The organism is Microtetraspora sp. NBRC 13810 (genome assembly GCF_030268685.1).
GTDB lineage: Bacteria > Actinomycetota > Actinomycetes > Streptosporangiales > Streptosporangiaceae > BSRQ01.
In genome coordinates, this window is record NZ_BSRQ01000022.1 from 41,443 (window position 1) to 59,094 (window position 17,652).

Consider the following 17,652-nt stretch of genomic DNA (forward strand, 5'->3'; position numbering starts at 1 on the left):
GTGGGTGACCGGCCGGTGGACTTCAACGTGGTCCTCACCGGCTCGAACCGGCTGACCGGCGTCGTACGCGACCCGGAGGGCAGGCCGGTGCCCGGCGCGCTGGTCGTGCTGACCGACGTCCGCGGCGAGGTCATCACCACGAGCACGGCCGACGCGGAGGGCTCGTACAGCTTCTCCGGGGTGGTCGCGGGCGGCTACACGCTCGCGGTCAGCGCGGACTCCCACCGGCCGGCCGCCGTGCCGATCGAGGTCGGCGGCACCGGCCGGACCAGGCACGACGTCGTGCTACAGCCGGGCACCCGGCTCCGGGGCACCGTACGGGTCCGCGACGGCGGGCCGCTCAACGACGCGCGGGTGACGCTGCTGGACGCGACCGGGAACGTGGTCGGGACCACGACCACCGGCGCGGACGGCGCGTACGCCTTCGCCGACCTGACCGGCGGCCACTACACCCTCATCGCCACCGGATACCCGCCCGTGGCCGACACCATGACGGTCAACGGCGCGGACGACGACGACCACGACCTGTGGCTCGCCCACGCGGAGTGACGTCCCGCCCGGCAATACGAAAGGCCGACGAGGGCCGGACCGGCGGCAGGACGACCAGAGCGCCCGGTCCTTCGGCCGGCGTGCTCTTCTTCCGCCCGGTACCTGTGGGTGATTGTCGCGATGCGCCTTGTGATCTAGGCTTTTGGCCATGGGCATCCCTACCGAACCGATAGGAAGCATCCCACGGACCCCGGAACTCCAGGCCGCGCTCGCCGAGTACGGCGAAGGCCGGCTCGGGGCAACCGAACTGGCCGCACTGCAGGCTCAGGCCGTCGCCGACACCATGGGCAGGCTGGAGCGGCTCGGCTGCCCGGTGCTGGTGGACGGCGAACAGTCCAAACCGAGCTTCGCCACCTACCCCCTCACCGGCTCGACCGAGCTGCTGCCGGACGGCGTGGTGATCCCGTTCGCGGACGGTCACACCCGGCAGTTGCCGTGCCTGGCGGCCGGCCCGTTCCGCTACGGCGTGCACGCGGAGAGCTATCTGCGCCAGGCGCAGGAGCACACCGGCCTGCCGGTCAAGCAGGCGGTGATCGCCCCCTCGGCGCTGAGCCTGCTCTATCCGGCCACGCCCCTCGACGACTATCCGCAGAAGGCGTTCATCGACGACCTGATCGCCGAGGCGGAGGCCGACATCCGCGGCTGCCTGGACGCGGGCGCGCACGTGGTGCAACTGGACTTCACCGAAGCGCGGCTGTCACTCAAGCTCGACCCGAGCGGCGGGCTGCTCGACGACTTCATCAGGCTCAACAACCAGGTGCTGGAAAGGTTCGACGAGGCCGGGCGAGCGCGGATCGGCGTGCACACCTGCCCCGGCGGCGACCAGGACTCCACCCACAGCGCCGACGTCGACTACGCCGGCCTGCTGCCCAAGCTCTTCCAGCTGAAGGCGGGCAACTTCTACGTCCAGCTCGCCAGCGAGCCGGACGCCGATCGGGTGCTGGAGATCATCGGCGAGCATCTGCCCGCCGGCGGCAGGGTCTTCGTCGGTGTGACCGATCCCATCGACCCCCAGGTCGAGACGCCGGAACAGGTGCGCGACCGCGTCCTGCGAGCCGCACAGCACATCCCGGTGGACCGCCTGGGCACCACCGACGACTGCGGCTTCGCCCCGTTCGCCGACGACACCTCCACCTCCCGCGAGACGGCTTTCGCCAAGATCTCCGCCCGTGTCCAGGGCACGGCCCTGGCCGCCGAGTCCCTCCAGGTCTGAGGTCCCGCGACATCCGATCCGCCGCCGCGGGGCACACCGCTCCGCGGCGGCATCACCAGGGCCGCCGGGCGACGGCCCGGAAGCGCGGCGGATCAGCGCCACTCGCCGCCCAGCAGGCGTTCGAACTCGGCCTTCGCCTCGGCGGGGTCGTAGCCGGGCAGGGCCTCACGGATCAGGTCGTGGGTCTGCCGCTCGGCATCCGCGCACGCCGCCCGCACCGCCATGAGCGTCTCCTCCGCCAGGTCGCGGCTGCCCATGCGCATGGCCCGTGCGCCGTATGTGACGTCGAGGACCCGCCCGGCCTGGTCCACGGTCGCCCTGATCTGACCGGACGCCCTCTCGCCGATGCCGACGATCTCGTCGAGCTCCTGATCCGCCGTCTCCAGCCAGGCCAGCATCCGCTCGCCCTGGCGGGCCGCCTCGTCGAGCTCCTGGTGGTCGATGGCGGCGGGATCGATCTGCGAGCCGTACACGTTCGCCTCCAAGCTGAAGAAGATCGCGGGCCGCCTGCTCGACCCGCCGCCGCACGAACGTCTCGTCGAGCGGCTCCGGCAGGGCCGCCGTCCGGCCGGCTGCCTCGTCGGCGATGTCCCGGGCCCGGCGCGCGGCGTCGTCCCGCGGCGCGGGTGACCACATGTCGACCTCCGTCGATCCGGGAGCGGGCTGGGCCCAAAGTGTAGACAGTCCCGATACGATCTTGCAGTGAGATGAATCTCTCATGAATCGCCGCCAAGTATGCCGAATGCGCCCAGTTCGGACTCGCGGCACTCACGGGGCTGGCAGGGGAGATGGACGGCACGGGCGAGGGCATGCGGGCTGTGGCCAGGGGCGCCGACGACACGGAGGACGCGGAAACCCCGCTACGACAGGAACGCGCCCGGCGCCGTAGACCACACCGGTAAATTCCACGGCAAACTCCCCTCGGACACGAGGGACATGACGCCGGAGCAGAAAGAGGCGCTCAAGAAGGACCTGGAGTCCAGTATCAACGTGCGGAAGATTCAGGAGAGTCTGCTGGGCCGTGACCACGGCCACGCCGAGCGGCTGAGACAGGAACAGTCGCTCCTCAGGCGGCTCACCGAGGAGAGTGACAGCTGATGGGGACGCGAGCGGGCGACGACCTGATCGAGCGGATACGCAGGCATTCGGCCGACGGTGACGTCGTGGGCCCGGCGGCCAACGACCTGCTGAGCGAGTTGTTCGACGGATACCCCGTCGAGAGCCTCAGGATGTTCCTGCACAGTGGTGACGACTCGCTCGTGCGGACGGGCACCTGGCTGCTGTCGGAGCTGGGCCCGCTGGCCGCCCCGCTGATGGGCGAGGTCCCCGCCCTCCTCGCCCATCCGCTTCGCCAGGTGCGGTTCTTCGCCGTCGACGTCGTGCTGATGAACGCCGACGCCCATGACGGTCCGGTCATCGCGCAGGTCGTGAACCTCAGCGCGGATCCGGATGTCGCCGTCCGCTGGAAGGCGCTCGAATTCCTGGCCGCCGCCTCGGCCGGGCAGCTCTCGGCCGGAGTTTCCCGGCTGGAGTCCGGTCAGGTCAGGGAACTGGCCGAGTGGCTGCTCCGCCAGGAGTCCGAGGAACCCAGCCCGGACGACGTCGCCGCCCGCCTCGAAGCGCCCGATCCGCTGGTCCGGCGGTTCGCCGCCGCAGCCGCCGCGCGCCTGTCCGATGAGGAGCCGGACCTGCTGGCGTACGTGGCCGCCGCGCAGGACGAGGAGATCCGCCTGGTCGCCCAGGGACGGCTGGGCGAGCCGGACTGAGCCCGCCGGCCTGACACGGGGCGGCGGCTCCGGCTCTAGGTGGACTCGGCGGGCCGTTCGACGGCGTGGCCGAGCAGGTGCAACGGCGCCGCGTGGACATCCGCCGCGGCCAGCTCCGCCCAGTAGGCGAGGGCCGGTGCGGTGTCCACCAGGCCGTGCACCAAGGGGAGGCCGGGGCGGGCGGCCCGGAGCAGCGATTCGAGGCGGCAGGAGGCGATCGTGCCGGGAAGCCACGGTTGCGCCGCGTATCCGGCCGCCGCGGCCGCGGGCAGACCGTCGGCGATCCGCCGCTCGACGCCGCGGACCGCCAGCAGGCCGCCGCCCACGATCAGCACGTCGCGCCGTTCCGCCATCCTGGCCAGGGCCTTCGCCGTGTCGAAGCAGTGTGGGAAGGAGTCGTCGACGACGATCGCGCCGGGCCGCAGCCGTTCCACGTCGAGCAGCGTGCCGCCGCCGCTGACCGCGGTGACGATGAGATCGGCCTCGTACCCGGTGGGCGGCAGCGAGGGATCGGACTCGTGCACCGCCACGGTTCCGGCCAGGCCGCGGCCGGTCAGCTCGCCGGCCAGCTCCGCGAGCCGGGGTGCGCTTCCCGCGACGTCGCACAGGAGCAGCCGGGCGGGCGGGCGCTCGGCCAGCGTGAGAAGCAGTTCGAGCGACGCCCGGCCGATCGAGCCCAGCCCGGCCACGGCCACGGTGAGTTCGCCGAGCGTGCGCCCCGACCGTTCGAGCGCGGCGTGCACGGTCTTGACCACGGACACGGCGGTCGCCGCGTGACCGGTGGTGACCGCCGTCCGCGTCGTCGTCTCCCGCAGCACGTCGAAGCCGTATCCGGTGAGCGAGGGAATCATCCCGGCGAGCGAGACGCAGCGGGCGCCCAGCGACGCGGCGTACTCCACCGCTCCGGCGGTTCGGGCGGCCAGGTCGGGCGTCGCCGGGAGCTCGTCGGCGAACAACGGCAGGCAGACGAATCCGGAACGGCCCAGCGGGGTGACGATCTCCTCGACCAGGCGGGGCCGGCCCTGGGGGAAGAGCAGTTCCCGCAGCCGTTCACGCGGCAACGCGGCGGCGGTGGGTCCGGCGAGCGAGACGAGGTCTCCGGGCGCGGGAAGGTAACCGACGAGCGCGGCGTCCAGCCCACCCCCCGTACCGGCCGCCCGCGCCACGCGTACGGGCTCGGCTGCCTCGTCCCGTGCCGCGTGCGTGGACGTGTCGGAGGGGGAGGGCGCGGTCCAGGCCGGTGCCGCGTGCGCGGATGCGTCGGAGGTGGGGGCCGTGGTCGCGACCGGTGCCGCGTGCGCGGACGCGTCGGAGGTGGGGGCCGTGGCGTCGGACAGTTCGTTCTGCATCGCGCGTGCGAACGTGTCGAAGGCCGGTGCCGTGAAGGCCGTGGTCGAGGCGCGCAGCACGAGCCGCAGTTCTCCGTTCCCGGTCGGGCGCGCGGCGAGGAGCGTGTCGGTGCCCGGCGGCGGGGTGAGTTCGGCATCCGCGTCGTCCCACGACAGGGTCAACGTGTCGCCGCTCAGCGGCCCGAGCGCGGAGAAGTCGAGGAACGTGAAGAAGAACTGGGCGGCCGGCGGCGGACCCCCGCCTCCGTGGATGCCCTCGCCGCCCTCGGCACGGGCGGCGGCGACCTCGGCGGCGACCCTGCGCAGGTCGCCGGCGAAGGTACGCCCGGTCGCGTCCTCGCCGTACGGCGGGGCGGGGCGCAGCGGCACGGCGGCGGCGAACGGCCCGAACACGAGGTGCGCGTCGGGCGGCGCGTGGTCGCGGCCGGTGACGGCGAGTCCGAGAATGAGGTCGTCCTGCCCGGTGACGGCGGCCAGGGTCCGGTAGTACGCGGTGAGCAGCGGGGCGAAGAGCGTCGTGCCCGCCTCGCGGGCGATCCGGCGCAGGGCCGCCACCCGGTCCGCGCCGAGCGTGAACCCGGTGGACCGATACGGCGACCCCGGTACGGAACCCTCGCGGGCCCGCCCGAGGACCGGACGCCGGTAAGGGGCTTCAAGACGCGCGCGCCGGGCGGGGTGCGTCGTCGCGCGCGCCAGCAGCGCCACATGGTCACGGAACGTGCTGCGCGGCGGTGGGGGTTCGGCGACGTCACCCCGTAGGAGGCGGTCGTACGCGGCGAGCAGTTCGCGGCCCAGGAGCGCCACGCTGTACCCGTCCCCGATCAGGTGGTGGGCGTGCGCGATCAGCACGTGCTCGACGGGCGAGAGGGTGATCAGCCGCAGCCGGAGCAGCGGCCACGCCCACGGCTCGAAGCGGCGTTCGCGTTCCTCGGCGACCCTGGCCGCCAGCAGCCCGGGGTCGGCCAGGGTCTCGAAGGCGACGGGGAGCCGCAGGGCGGGCGGGAGTTCCTGCTGGACCGGCGGGCGGACGCCGGCGGGGAAGACGGTGCGCAGCATGGGATGGCGGACCACGCAGGCGTCCACCGCGCGCTGGAACAGGTCCGGGTCCAGCCGCCCGCGCACCCGCATGCGAGCCAGCCACGCCGAGCCCGCGCCGGGCGCCATCGCCTCGGCGAGCAGGAAGCCGCGCTGGGAGGGGGTGAGCGGGAACGCGGAAGGGCCGGTCAGAGCGGCACGGATGTCGCCCCCCGGCTCCTCGTCCCCACCCCCCGGCCCTTCGTCCCCGCCGCCCGGCGCGGCGCCGCCCGCTGAGGCGCCGCCCACTGAGGCGCCGTGTGAGGCGTCGTCCACGGCGGTGGCCAGGGTGCCGAGGGTGCCGGCGGTGTAGATGACGGTGGGCCTGGGCAGCACCGGGAACTCCTCCCGCAGCCGCGCGAACACCTCAAGGACGAGGATGGAGTCCCCGCCCAGCGCGAAGAAGTCGTCCTCCCTGGCGATCGACGGCACGCCGAGGAGTTCGGACCAGATCCGTGCCAGCCGGTTCTCGGTCGGCGTCATCGGAGACGTCCTGACGTCGCCGGTCGCGGCGACCTCGGCGGCGGGCATGGACGGGAGCGCACCGAGCGCGAGGCGGTCGAGCTTGCCGGTGCCGGTCACCGGGAGCGCGTCGACGGTGTGGATCCGGGACGGCAGCAGGTACGCGGGCAGGGTCGCGGCCAGATGCGCGCGCAGGGCCGTGGCCTCCGGCGCGGGCGCACCCGGCCGGCGTTCGACGAAGGCGGCGAGCCGTTCGTCGCGGAGGACGACGGCGGCACGGGCGACGGCGGCATGCGTCTCCAGCGCCGCCTCGATCTCCCCGGGTTCCACCCGGTGCCCGCGTATCTTGATCTGGTCGTCGATCCGCCCGAGGAACTCCAGTGCTCCGTCCGGGGCGCGGCGAACCCGGTCGCCGCTCCGATACCAGCGGCGCCCGTCGCGTTCGGTGAACGCGGTGGCCGTCAGTTCCGGCTCGCCCAGGTATCCCGGGGTGAGGCCCGCTCCGGAGATGAGGAGTTCGCCGGGCTCGCCGGGGGCACATGGCCGGCCGTCCGGGGCCACCACCTCCACCTGCGTCCCGGTGACGGGGCGGCCGATCGGCACGGTGCGCGCGTCGTCGGCGGGACGGGTCTCGATGAGATGGCAGGTCGCGTTGACGGTGGCCTCGGTGGGCCCGTACAGGTTGGCGATCCGGGGTCCCGGGCCGAACAGGTCGTACCAGCGCCGGAGGTGGGCGGCCGGCAGCGCCTCGCCGCCCAGGTGGATCCAGCGCAGCGCCGACAGGTCCGGCAACGGCGTGCCGGCGCGTACCCGGGTCTCCGCCGCTTCGAGCAGCCGCGACCACAGGGTGGGTACCGAACTCCACACGGAGACCCGGGCCCGCTCGACCCGGTCCAGCAACGCCTCGGGGTCGCGGGCCAGGCGCCAGGGCACGGTGACCACGGTGGCGCCGACGAGCAGCGGCGCGAGGAGCTGGCGCACCGAGGCGTCGAAGCACACGGAGGCGGTCTGCGCGAGCCGGTCGCCGCTGTGGTAACCGAACGTGGCAACGGCCCAGTCCAGGTAGTTCTCCAACGACCTGTGCGTGATCGGCACCGCCTTGGGGCGGCCGGTGGACCCCGAGGTGAAGATCACGTACGCGAACGCGCCGGGGTTGACGGCCGGTGGCTCGGTGCCGCCGTCGCCGTACGGTACGGGAGCCGGGTCGTCGGCGGCGACGAGCGCGACGGACCGCGCCTCGGCGAGCGCCGCCGCCGGAGTACGGGTCGCCCCGTGGCAGACGAGGGCCCGTGCCCCGGATCGTGCCAGCTGACCGGCCAGCCGCGCGGACGGATGCGTGGCGTCCAGCGGTACCCATCCGGCGCCCGCCCGGAGAATGCCGACGACGCCCGCCACGGTGTCGGCACCGGGCTCGGTGAGCAACCCGACCAGGTCGCCCGGGACGACGCCCGCGGCGCGCAGCCGGGCGGCGAGGGCCGCGGAGGCGCGGTCGAGCTCGGCGTACGTCATGGTGGTCTCGCCGGTGTCGACGGCGACCTCGCCGGGAGCCACGCGGAACCGCGCGCACAGACGCGCGACGACACCGGATCGCAGGTCCACCGCCCGCGGCCCGGCAGACGGCTCGACCCGCCGCCCCGCAGACGGCTCGACCGGCGTCGCAGCTCGCCACTCGGCAGACGGCGCGAGCGGCGTCACAGGCCGAGGCTCGGCAGGCGGCGTGGCACGTGTCGCGGGCTGAGGCTTGGCAGGCGGCTTCGTGGGGAGGGCCTCGGCGAGTTCGGCCAGGTGCTCCCGGGCCAGCCTTTCGACGGTCGTGCGATCGAACAGCCGCGAGGGGAAGTTCCACGAGAAGCGCAGTTCGCCGGACGACTCCCAGCACAGCAGGCTCAGCCGCGTGGCGGCGGACGCCGTGCCCGCCGCGGCCGGCCGGACCCGCACCGGGCAGCCGGGGTCGAGGGCGGCCGGGAAGCGCGCGAAGCTGAACGACGCGGGACTGACCGTACGGGGTCCGGTGCCGTCCGGGGGCAGCAGCCGGGCCAGGTCCAGGCTGGTGAGGCGGGCGTGCCGCTCCCCCGCGGCCCAGGAATCGCGCAGCCGTGCCGCCAGTACGTGCACGGGTTCGTCCGGATCGACCCGGCCCCGTACCGGCAGGGTGTCGGCCAGCGGGCCGACGATCCGTTCGATCCCGGGCAGCCGGGTGTCGCGGCGGGACCGGGCCACGTTCACGGTCACGTCCCGCCGGCCGCCGCTCCACCGAGACAGGCAGCGCATGTACGCGGCGAGCAGCAGATGGAACAGGGAGACCTCGTGCGCGGCGGCGAGGTCGCGCAACGCGGCCGACGGCTCCGGGCCGACGGCGACCTGATGGGCGAGCAGCGGAGGCCGGGGAAGTCCGCGCGGGTCACCGTCGTAGGGGAGGGCGAGCGGCTCACCGCCCGGGGCGAGCGTCTCGCGCCAGTACGCCAGATCCTGCGCGAAGGCGGCACTCGACCGTTCCGCGCGGACGTGCGCGGCGTAGGCGGAGAACGTCGTGCCGAGCGGGGGCAGGACGGCGGTTAGGCCCCGGGCGAGCGCGGTGTAGATCGTCCAGAGCTCCTCGCCGAGGAGGTTGAGGCTGAACCCGTCGGCGGCGGCGTGATGGACCACGAGGAGGAGATGGGCGGTGCCGGTGGCCGTACGGGCGAGCAGCGCGCGCACCGGCGCCTCGGCGGCGAGGTCGAAGGGCCGGTTGCACAGGGCCGCTTCGAGCGCCTCCAGTTCCTCGTCCCCGGGTACGCCGGAGAGCGCGCGGAGGTCGTACCAGCCGGGCACCCGGCCGTGGCCGGAGGGGGCGGCGACCTGCGTGGGTGCGTCGTCGCCGGGCCGGACGCGGAGCCGGAGCATGGGATGGCGGTCGGCGAGACACCCCAGCGCCCGTCCCAGCAACTCGGCGTCGAGCGGGCCGCTGACGGTCTGGCGCACGTATCCGTAGGCGGTGATGTCCGGATACAGGCGGGCCTGGGTGTGGAAGGCGAGCTGCACCGGTGTCAGGGGGAAGGGGATGTCGCCTGCCGCCGTCTCCTGGCCGTCCTGGGAGGCGTCGTCCTGGGAGGCGTCGTCCTGGGAGGCGTCGTCCTGGTACGGCTCGCCGGTCTGGAGGTGTGCGGCCAGTTCGCGCAGGGTCCGGTGCTCGAAGAACAGGGTGATCGGCAGCGAGCGGCCCAAATCCTGCTCCAGCCGCTTGACGAGGTCGACAGCGGTGAGCGAGTCGAGACCGAGCCCGAGGAACGGCTCGTCATCGCGGACGTCACCGGGATCGCGCCGCAACGCCCCCGCCACGAGCCGCCGCAGCAGAACCGGCACACCACCCGCGTCCCCAGGCCCTCCTCCCGAACCGGCGACGGGAACCGGGACGCCGCCCACCCTCTGAGCCGCCCCCTCCGGACCGACCACGGGAACCGGCACACCACCCACCTCGGGGACCGCCCCCTCCGCACCAGCCGTGGAACCGGGCGCGGGGCCGGTGCGCGGGCGTGACCGCGGTTCCAGGTCGGCGACCAGGAGTTGGGCGGCCTCGACACCGCAGGCGGCACGCAGCGCCTCCAGGGCGTCGGCGGGAGCCAGGGGTGCGGGCCCGCGGACGGCGAGGCCGCCCGGTACGCCCGAGGCCATGCCGGTTCCCGCGAACGCGGCGAAGTTCAGCGCCTGCCACGGCCGGCCGACCGCGCGCTCGGCGGCGGCCAGGGCGTCGAGGTAGGCGTTGGCCGCCGCGTAGTCGCCGAGTGCTCCGGCCAGGCCGGGCAGCACGGAGGACACCGAGGAGAAGGCCACGCAGGCGACGGGACGCAGACCGTGCCGCCGGAGCCCGCGTGCCAGAAGGTAGCCGCCCCGCGTCTTGGCGGCCAGCCCTTCGGCCACCTCCTCGGGGGACTTGGCCCGCAACGTCCCCGGTCGTACCACCCCGGCCGCGTGGAAGACCCCGTCCAGTCCTGGCAGATCCGCCAGAACGGCGTCCACGTCGGCCTCGCGTGACACGTCGGCGACGCGGTACTCCGCGACGGCGCCGCGCGCCCGCAGGTCGGCCAGCAGCCCGGCGGGTGGTCGCGGCGAGCGGCCGGTCAGCACGAGCGTCGGCCGGCCGCGGTCGGCCAGGTCGCGCGCGAGGGCGCGGCCTGCCCCTCCGGCGCCCCCGGTGATCAGGTACACGCCGTCGGCGGGCAACTCGGCCGCCGCCGCGGTGACGGCCTCGGTGGTACGGCCGAGGCGGCGGCCCGCACGCCAGGCGACGGCGCCCGCGTGCCCGGCGGGCGTCCCTCCCCGGGCGGCGAGTTCCCGGTCGAGCGCGTCGAGGCGCGCGTCGAGGCCGTCCAGGGAGGACAGGTCGACGCTGTGGGCCACGACGCCGGGCAGTTCCTCGGGCAGCGCGAGCGCCAGACCGGTGAGCACCGCCTGTTCCGGGCGCGGGCGCTCCGCGGCCACGCCGGTGGCGTGCACGTCCTCGGTGACGACGAGAACCCGGGGCCGGTCCCGGGCGAGCGTGGGCAGAAGGGCATGAAGGTCCCGCACCATGGCGAGCTGGGCGGCGTCCAGCGCGGTGACCGAGTCCGGTTCCTTCGCGGGTCCGGCGAGCAGCACGGCGACCTCCGGACGCGGTGCCCCCTCCGGAAGCGGGTCCCCCGCGCGCTGCACGGCGACGCCGCGCCCGGTGAGCCGGTCCGCCAGCGCGCGGGAGAGCGGCCGGTCCGGACCGGCCAGAAGCACCGTGCGCGGCCCGGGACCGGCGGTCAGCGGCGCGTCGTCCCAGACGAACCGGTGCAGCAGCCGCCCCGGCGCGGACGCCGGCCAGTACCGCCGGCGCTGGAAGGGGTAGGTGGGGACGGCGACGCGGGCGCGTCCGGCGTCCAGCGCGGTACGGTCCAGGCGCACGCCGCGCTCCCAGAGCCGGCCCGCCGTCCCCAGCAGGCCCCGCGCGCCGCCGTCGGCCACGGCCGGCAGCACGACGGCTCCGGCCCCTCGCTCGTGCGCCGCCGCGACCGCGCGGACGGCCCCGCCCAGGGTGGGGACGGGGCCGAGTTCCACGAAGGTGTCGTAGCCGTCGTCGAGCAGCCGCGCCACGGCCGCGCCGAAGCGGACCGGCCGCCTGGCGTGCTCCCGCAGGTACTCCGGGGCGAAGGCCGGCTGCCACTCGGCCGTCACCGTGCTCAGCAGCGGTGTGCGGCCCGGGTGGAGGGTCAGGGAGGCGGCCGCCTCGGTCAGCGGCCCGAGCGCGGGGTCCATCAGCGCGGAGTGGAACGCGCGGGACACGTCCAGCCGGTGTACGGCGACGCCCCCGGCGGTCAGCTCGCGTACGGCACAGTCGACGGCCTGCGACGTCCCGGCGAGGACCACCTGGCCGGGGGCGTTGACCGCGGCCACGCTCAGCGCGCCCCGCGAGCCGGCCACCAGCGCGGCGACGGCCTCCTCCGCGCCGCGCACGGCGGCCATGGCCCCCGGGACGCACAGGTCCCGCATCAGCCGCCCGCGCTCGGCGGCGAACCGTACGGCGTCGGCGAGCGTGAGCCGCCCGGCGACGCAGGCCGCGGCGATCTCGCCGACGCTGTGCCCCGCCACGGCGTCCGGGATGACCCCCCACGCCCGCAGCTGACGGGCCAGCGCGACGCCGTACGCGACGACCAGCGGCTGCGCGACCTCGGTACGGGCGAGCGCGGCCGGGGAGACGCCGGGATCCAGGCACCAGGCCGACAGGCTGCGCCCGCCGATCTCACCGGCGACATCGGACGCCTCGTCGATCACGTCCCGGAACACCGGCGCGTCCGCGTACAGCGCACGGACCCGCCCGGGACGCTGCGACCCCTGCCCCGGCAGCAGGAAGACCAGCCGCGGCCGGGAGCCCGTCACCCGGCCCGCCGGACCCTCCGGGCTCGCGGCCCCTGCCCCAAGGGCGGCTCGTTCCTCAAGGCGGGTGGCGAGGTCGCCGTCGGCCACCACGGCGAGGCGGTGGGGTCCCTCGTCGCGCGCCGCGGCGACGGCGGCGCACACGTCCCCCTCGTCGAGGTCCGGGTGCGCACGCAGATGCCGGGCGAGATCGGCGGCGGCGGCGCGCAGGCCCTCGGCGTCGCGCGCCGACAGCGTGAGCAGCCGCGGGCGGGCGGAGGCGGCCGGAGTGCGCGGTCGCCGGGCGGGCGGCTCCTCCAGGATGGCGTGCGCGTTGGTACCGCCGAAGCCGAACGCGTTGACCCCGGCGACCAGAGGGCCGGGGGCGTCCCACGCGCGCAACTCGCTCACCAGCGCGAAACCCGATCCGCGCAGGTCCAGGCCCGGCGCGGGCGGTGAGTGGTGCAGGGACGGGGGCAGTTGCCGGTGTCCCAGCGCCAGCAGCACCTTCACCAGGCCGGGCATGCCGGCGGCGTTGAGAAGATGCCCGATGTTGGTCTTCACCGAGCCGAGCAGCCGGAGGCGTCCGTCGGCCCGCGGCGGGAAGGCATGCGCGAGGGAACCCGCCTCGATGGGGTCGCCGATCGGCGTCCCGGTGCCGTGGGCCTCCACGTAGGACACGGTGCCGGGGTCGATGCCCGCCTCGCGGTACGCCTCGGTGATGACCTCACGCTGGGTCAGGGGCTGGGGGGCCATCAGGCTCAGCGAGCGGCCGTCGTTGTTCACGGCGGTGCCGCGCAGCAAAGCCAGGATCGGGTCCCCGGCCCGTTCCGCGTCGTCGAGGCGGGTCAGCACGAGGGCCGCGCCGCCCTCCCCCGGGACGAAGCCGTCGGCCGCGGCGCCGAACGCGTGGCAGCGCCCGGTCGGGGACAGCGCCTGGGTCCTCTCCAGCAGCGCGTATCCGTCGGGGGTGAGGTTGAGCTGGACGCCGCCGACGACGGCGATGTCGCACTCGCCCTGTTGCAGGCTGCGGCGTGCCAGGTGCAGGGCGACGAGAGCGGAGGAGCAGGCGGTGTCGACGGCGAGCGCGGGACCGGTCAGGTCCAGGCAGTGCGAGACCCGCGCGGCGAGGAGGTTGGGCAGGTTCCCGGTCAGCGCCGACGGGGGCAGCCCGGTCTCGCCGTGCGCCTGTTCGAGCAGCCGCCGGTACCCGCTCTCCCCCGCCGCGGCGAACACGCCCACCCGGCGGCCCAGCCTCCTCGGCCCCGCGTATCCGGTCCGTTCCAGCGCCTCGTGGGCGAGTTCGAGGAAGAGCCGCGCCTGCGGATCGATCGCCCGGGCCTCCTCCTCACCGATGCCGAAGTACCCGGCGTCGAAGGCGGCCGGATCGTCGAGGAACGCCCCCCACCGGGAGTCCGCACCCACCGGCTCCGCCCCGCCCACCGAGACCACCGCGCCCACCGCACCCGCCGGGTCCGCCCCGCCCACCGAGCGCACCGCACCCGCCCCGCCCGCCGAGTGCGGCGCGCCCACCGGGTCTGCCGGGTCCGCCCATCGTCCGGCGGGTACGCCGGTGACGGCGTCGCGGCCCTCCGCGAGCAGGCTCCAGAACGCCTCGGGCGTGTCGGCACCGGGAAAACGGCACGCCATCGCGGTCACGGCGACCACCGGGGCACCCCGACCGCCTCCCGGCCACCGCGCCCCGCCGCCCCGCACGGAAGCGCCGACGGCGTCCATGCCGCTGACGGCGTCCGTGCCGGTGACGGCGTCCGTGCCGGTGACGGCGTCCGTGCCGGTGACGACGTCCGTGCCGGTGACGACGTCGACGGCGCCGATCGCCAGGACGTGACCGGCGAGCGCGGCCACGGTGTCGTGGTCGCGTACGTCGGACGGCCGCAGGGAGACGCCGAACATGTCCTCCACGGCGCCGAGCACCTGCATGCCCTTGAGCGACGAACCCCCGAGGGCGAAGAACCGGTCGTGCAACCCGAGCCCCGCTGCGGGCAGGCCCAGCACCCGGGCCCAGATGCCGAGCACCGCGGACTCGACATCCCGGCGCGACCGAGGTACCGGCAGCCCCCCGGCCCCACCATCCGCCCCGACGCTCAGAACCGGCCCCGCACCAGGCGAGTCCGCCGCCACCACGTCCCGGACCGGCACCCGACCAGGCGCCGCCGACTCCCCGACCGGCACCCCACCGGGCGCATCCGCCGCCGACTCCCCGACCGGCACCCCACCGGGCGCATCCGCCGCCGTGCTCCGGGCCGGGACCGTATCCGCCGCCGGGGCGGCACCCGTTGCCCGGTGGACCTCGGACTCCGCGTAGACCCCTGTCTCGAAACGCTCTCGCATGACCGCCCGGCGCAGTTTCCCGCTCGTGGTGCGCGGGAACGCGCGGGCGGGCAGTGCCAGCACGCGTACGTCGTCGTGTCCCAGCGCCGCGCATACCCGGACCGCGACCTCGCGCAGCACGCCCGGGTCCGGCTGTCCGGCCGCGACGAAGACCACGACCCGCTCCCCGCCGGACACCGGGTCGGCGGAGCCGACGACCACGACCGGACCGGATGGCAGACCCGGGGTGCCCGCCGCCACCTCTTCGAGGTCGGCGGCGTGGTGGGTGGCGCCGTTGACGAAGACGACATCCTTGGACCTGCCGGTCACGCACAGCCGTCCCCCGTGCAGGAACCCCAGGTCACCCGTACGCAGCCGGCCGCCGGCGAAGGCGGCACCCGTCGCCTCCGGGGCACGGTGGTAGCCGCGGGCCAGTTGCGGGCCGCCGACCTCGATGTGCCCGACCCGGCGGTCGCCCAGCGGCGTGCCCTCGTCGTCCACGATCCGTACGTCACACCCGGGAACGGGGCGGCCCACGTCCATCAGCTCCACGGCGTGCGGGCCCGGATCGGTGAACACCACCCGCCCGCGGCCGAGCGCGGCCCTGTCCAGGACGAGCGGCTCCGCCACCTCGCCCGGCGGCGGGAAGGTCACCGCGAGCGTCGCCTCCGCGAGGCCGTAGACCGGCTGCGGCGCCCCGGCGGCGAGCCCGGTGGGCCGCATCCGGCGGACGAACGCGCGCCACACCGCCGGGGAGATCGGCTCCGCGCCCACCACGATCATCCTGACGCTGGTCAGATCCAGCCGGGCGAGCGTGTCCTGCCCGACCCGCCGCTCGGTCAGCGCCAGGGCGAAGTTCGCCGCGGAGAGCATCGTCGCCCGGTGCCGCGCCGCCGCCTCCAGCCACAGCGCGGGCCGCTTCGCGAAGGACAGCGGTTCCAGCTTCACCTGCTTGAGCCGGGCGGAGAGCGGGACGAGGTGGGTGCCGATCAGTCCCATGTCGTGGAAGTAGGGCATCCAGCTCGCGGCCACGTCGTCCGGCGTGATCGCCGCCGCGACGCGGATCTGCGCCAGATTGGCCAGCACCGCGGCGTGGGTCAGTTCAACGCCCTTGGGCGCCCCCGTGCTGCCCGAGGAGAACTGCAGGAACGCCACGTCGTCCGGTGCCCGCGCGGGGAGGACCTCCGGCGGGCGCCCTTCGCGCAGCACGTCCAGCGGCAGGGCGCGTACCCCGTCCCCCAGCGCGGCGAGCAGCGGCGCGGTGGCCGGGGCGACGGCGACGGGCGGCCGGTCGAGGAACTCCCACACGGGAAGCACCCGCCGCGCGTCGGGAGCGAGGGGAACCGGTACCAGCCCGGCGGCGAGGATGCCCCAGAACAGCGGCTGGAAGTCGTCGGGGCGGCCCGCGGGCAGCAGCACGGCGCTCCCGGCCGGGAGGCCCGCGTCGAGCAGGCCCCCGGCGACCCGCAGCGACGCGTCGCGTAACTCGCGGTAGGTGACGGTTCGTTCGCCGCCGTCACCGCGCACGTGCACGATGACCTGTTCCGGCGCGTCCTCGGCCGCCCCCAGCAGCACATCCGGCAACACCGTCTCGTCGCCCGGTCCGGTCATCGCCGCCCCGCCTTCCCCGCCGGCCCCGCTGTGCGCCCCGGCCGCGTCCCCGGTGCACCCGCGTACGGCTCCGGCGGCCGGCACTTCCCGGGTCGAACGCGCACCGGCCGACCGTACCGCGCCCGCCGGTCCCCCGGACACGTCGCCGGGCGGCCCGCGGGTCCGCCGCATCTTCCCGGGGTCGTCGTCGTTGATCGTCACCCCGCGCCGGTGACCTGCCGCCACTGCTCCTGGACGCCCCGGAGCCCGGCGGCGATCTTTGGTCCAGAGCGGGCGATCTGCACGGTCGCCCTGATGGATGGGAGGGTGATCGTCAGCGCCCGGGGGACGCCGGACGCGAAGTCGGTTCCGATCTGCGACCATACCTTTCGGGACTGATCGCCCCATGACCCCCGGCCTGCCGCACGCGGCCGGAAACGCGTTGCGGCGGAACGCGGTGGCGCGGAACGATCCCGGCATGAAGATGCACCCCGGCGAACTGACGGTGTCACCCGAGACGGTGCGCACGCTGGTGGCCGAGCAGTACCCCGAGTGGCGGGGCATGCCCGTGAGCCGCGTCGCCGCCCACGGGACGGTCAACGCCGTCTTCCGGATCGGCGACCGCCTCACGGCGCGGTTCCCGCTCCAGCCCGGGGACGCCGGCTCGGTGCGGCGCCGGCTGGCGTCCGAGGCGGAGGCGGCCCGCGAGCTGGCGGGCCGCACCCGGTTCCGCACGCCGGAGCCGGTCGCGCTCGGCGAGCCGGGGGCGGGATACCCCCTTCCGTGGTCGGTGCAGACCTGGCTGCCCGGCGCGGTGTCCACCGGCGAGGATCCCGGCGAATCGGTCGCGTTCGCCCACGACATCGCCGATCTCATCCACGATCTGCGCGCCGTGGACACGCGTGGCCGTACGTTCGCCGGGCAGGGCCGGGGAGGCGACCTTCGATCCCACGACGCGTGGATGGAGACCTGTTTCCGGCACAGCGCACACCTTCTGGACGTTCGCCGACTTCGCCGGACATGGGAGGACATGCGGAGCCTGCCCCGTGAAGCGGCCGACATGATGACCCACGGCGATCTCATCCCCGGCAACGTGCTCGTGTCCGCCGGGCGGCTGGCCGGGATCCTCGACGTCGGCGGCTTCGGACCGGCCGATCCCGCGCTGGATCTCGTCGGCGCCTGGCATCTGTTCGAGGCCGGGCCGCGGCAGGCGCTCCGCAGGGACCTCGGGTGCGACGACCTGGAATGGGCACGCGGCAGAGCGTGGGCCTTCGAGCAGGCGATGGGGCTCGTCTGGTACTACCGCGAGACCAACCCGGCCATGAGCCGGCTGGGCCGGCGCACCCTGGAACGCGTCCTGGACGCGTCGCCGACCTGAGCATCGCCCCTGGTTCGAGCGACCGGTCAGGCGACGCGCCCGGCGTCGAGGGGCCCACCTCCATCACCAGTTGAAAGGCCATGTCGT

The 17,652-nt window shown here is 75.1% G+C and carries 8 protein-coding genes; 6 read left to right on the forward strand and 2 right to left on the reverse strand.

Annotated elements, in window-relative coordinates:
• Positions 1–27 precede the first annotated feature (27 nt).
• Positions 28–549 carry a carboxypeptidase-like regulatory domain-containing protein gene (locus tag QSK26_RS33415; protein WP_285779407.1) on the forward strand — a complete coding sequence of 174 codons (522 nt, stop codon included), beginning with the start codon at positions 28–30 and terminating at the stop codon, positions 547–549.
• 148 nt (positions 550–697) lie between these two features.
• Entirely contained in the window at positions 698–1,762 is a 1,065-nt protein-coding gene (locus QSK26_RS33420; RefSeq protein WP_285779312.1) for a uroporphyrinogen decarboxylase/cobalamine-independent methonine synthase family protein, read from the forward strand.
• 92 nt (positions 1,763–1,854) lie between these two features.
• Here QSK26_RS33420 and QSK26_RS33425 read toward each other — a convergent pair whose 3' ends face one another.
• Positions 1,855–2,235, reverse strand: a complete 381-nt coding sequence (locus tag QSK26_RS33425) for a YbaB/EbfC family nucleoid-associated protein (protein ID WP_285779313.1) — start codon at positions 2,233–2,235, stop codon at positions 1,855–1,857.
• On the opposite strand from QSK26_RS33425, the gene QSK26_RS33430 reads away from it, so the two are divergent.
• From QSK26_RS33430 to QSK26_RS33440, 3 genes are all read left to right on the forward strand, one after another.
• The gene (locus QSK26_RS33430) at positions 2,204–2,392 is read left to right on the forward strand and encodes a hypothetical protein (protein WP_285779314.1); all 189 of its coding nucleotides are present in this window, start codon (positions 2,204–2,206) and stop codon (positions 2,390–2,392) included. The genes QSK26_RS33425 and QSK26_RS33430 overlap by 32 nt on opposite strands.
• Positions 2,393–2,698: 306 nt before the next feature.
• Positions 2,699–2,860 (forward strand): hypothetical protein, encoded by a 162-nt coding sequence (locus QSK26_RS33435; protein WP_285779315.1) that lies wholly within the window; start codon positions 2,699–2,701, stop codon positions 2,858–2,860.
• Positions 2,860–3,528 (forward strand): hypothetical protein, encoded by a 669-nt coding sequence (locus QSK26_RS33440; RefSeq protein ID WP_285779316.1) that lies wholly within the window; start codon positions 2,860–2,862, stop codon positions 3,526–3,528. Before QSK26_RS33435 ends, QSK26_RS33440 begins: the two co-directional genes overlap by 1 nt.
• A 35-nt stretch (positions 3,529–3,563) precedes the next feature.
• On the opposite strand, the gene QSK26_RS33445 is transcribed toward QSK26_RS33440, so the two are convergent.
• On the reverse strand, positions 3,564–16,433 hold the full coding sequence (locus QSK26_RS33445; RefSeq protein WP_285779317.1) for a non-ribosomal peptide synthetase/type I polyketide synthase: 12,870 nt from the start codon (positions 16,431–16,433) through the stop codon (positions 3,564–3,566).
• 160 nt (positions 16,434–16,593) lie between these two features.
• On the opposite strand from QSK26_RS33445, the gene QSK26_RS33450 reads away from it, so the two are divergent.
• The gene (locus QSK26_RS33450) at positions 16,594–17,565 is read left to right on the forward strand and encodes an aminoglycoside phosphotransferase family protein (protein ID WP_285779318.1); all 972 of its coding nucleotides are present in this window, start codon (positions 16,594–16,596) and stop codon (positions 17,563–17,565) included.
• Positions 17,566–17,652 lie beyond the last annotated feature (87 nt).

Bases quoted from the DNA above. Each gene is read 5' to 3' on its own strand.
- QSK26_RS33420 (WP_285779312.1), top strand. From the start codon at position 698: ATGGGCATCCCTACCGAACCGATAGGAAGCATCCCACGGACCCCGGAA.
- QSK26_RS33430 (WP_285779314.1), top strand. From the start codon at position 2,204: ATGGCGGCGGGATCGATCTGCGAGCCGTACACGTTCGCCTCCAAGCTG.
- QSK26_RS33435 (WP_285779315.1), top strand. From the start codon at position 2,699: ATGACGCCGGAGCAGAAAGAGGCGCTCAAGAAGGACCTGGAGTCCAGT.
- QSK26_RS33440 (WP_285779316.1), top strand. From the start codon at position 2,860: ATGGGGACGCGAGCGGGCGACGACCTGATCGAGCGGATACGCAGGCAT.
- QSK26_RS33450 (WP_285779318.1), top strand. From the start codon at position 16,594: ATGACCCCCGGCCTGCCGCACGCGGCCGGAAACGCGTTGCGGCGGAAC.